The sequence below is a fragment of the Leisingera sp. F5 genome, assembly GCF_001593695.1.
In genome coordinates, this window is the sequence record NZ_LUKH01000880.1 from 1 (window position 1) to 1,525 (window position 1,525).

The 1,525-nt window shown below is 61.6% G+C and carries 2 protein-coding genes; one reads left to right on the plus strand and one right to left on the minus strand.

Annotation, left to right across the window (positions count from 1 at the left end):
• The first annotated feature begins 75 nt into the window (after positions 1 to 75).
• A complete protein-coding gene (locus A2I95_RS37025) occupies positions 76 to 333 on the plus strand; it encodes a GlsB/YeaQ/YmgE family stress response membrane protein (RefSeq protein WP_259989933.1) in 258 nt (85 codons plus the stop codon).
• 81 nt (positions 334 to 414) lie between these two features.
• Here A2I95_RS37025 and A2I95_RS37030 read toward each other — a convergent pair whose 3' ends face one another.
• The gene (locus tag A2I95_RS37030) at positions 415 to 1,254 is read right to left on the minus strand and encodes a universal stress protein (RefSeq protein ID WP_291737462.1); all 840 of its coding nucleotides are present in this window, start codon (positions 1,252 to 1,254) and stop codon (positions 415 to 417) included.
• Between the last annotated feature and the right edge of the window lie 271 nt (positions 1,255 to 1,525).

Genomic DNA, 1,525 nt, shown 5'->3' on the forward strand with positions numbered 1-1,525 from the left:
GTCCCTTGCTGCCTGCAGGTGACCCGGTGCCGCGGCTGTGGTCTATTGGGGTAATCACAACAAACGGAGGCGGAAATGCAGTTTGGAAGCTTGATCGGGATGCTGATCATCGGGGCGCTGGCCGGCTGGCTGTCAGGCAAGATCATGCAAGGGCGCGGCTTTGGCATCCTTGGCAATATCATCGTCGGCGTGGTTGGCGCCTTTCTGGCCGGAACGATCTTTCCGGCACTGGGGTTTGCCGCGGGCGGCGGTTTCATCTGGTCGCTGATCCATGCCACCATCGGGGCGGTGATCCTGCTGTTCCTGATCGGCCTCATACGCAAGGCCGGGTAGGGCGCAGGCGACAATTGACGAAAAAGGCGCCCGCGCAGGGCGCCCTTTATCATTCGGCAAGATTGCTGACTGACGGGGCCGTCAATGCGCCATCAGCACCGGTACTTTGGCCTGTTCCAGCATGTTGCGGGTGGCACCGCCAAGGATCGCTTCGCGGAAGCGGGAATGGCCGTAGGCGCCCATCACAATCAGATCAGCGGCAGTGTCCGCCGCATGGCGGTTCAGCACATCGGATACCCGGGTCAGGGTCTTGCTGAGAACATCGATCTCGCAGGCCACCCCATGCCGGGACAGCATCTGTGCCAGCAAGCCGCCGGGGTCGGAGCGTTCCGGCCCGTGCTGCGGCGGGTCGATCACTGCGATACGCACCAGATCGGCGCCTATCAGGAATGGCATTGCCCGGCGGATCGCGGTCATCGCTTCGATGCTTTCGTTCCAGGCCACCAGAACGGTTTTGGGCTGGCGCATCGGTGCGGCATCGTCGGGCACCACCAGCACCGGGGCGCGGCCTTCGAACAGGGCGGCTTCGACGATCGGTTCGGCTTCGGCGCGCTTGCCCGGGCCATAGGGTTTGCTCAGCACAACCAGGTCGGAAAAACGCGCCTGACGCGCCACGTGGCGGCCGAGGTCCGCGATTTGGGCGACACCGCTGTCGGTGGCAAACGGCACGCCGGCCTGCTGCAGCGCGGCTTCGGCCAGGGCTTCGACCTGCTCGGCTTCTTCCTGGGCACGGGACAGGGTTTCCTGCAGCACCATCGCATTGGCGCCTGCGTAATAATAGCCGGTCTGGGTACGGTCGACCCCAAGGCAGAGCGCATTGGCATGTGCACCAAAGTCTTCGGCCAGGGCCGTAATCTGCGCCAAAGGCGCTGCTGCTGTTTCCGCAGCTGTGAGAATGGTAAGCAAGGACTTGTAGGACATTGACACCTCTCGGCCGATGATACTGCGCAGCCCGGATAGCTGCGGTGCAAAGAATTCCGTTACACGGGCAGATGTGTCACATGTTGCGCGGATTTGTCTTGATGCAGATCAAGGCATCAAAGATGCGCCTTTTGCATGAAGGGCGCGGTCTAATAACGTTCCCGTATCCGCAGGATTCGCGGGGGCATGGCAAAGGGACGCAAGATGTCTAACTATATCAAGCTGATAGCGCTTGGTCTGGTCACGCTGTTTGCGATGATCGGTTCCAATT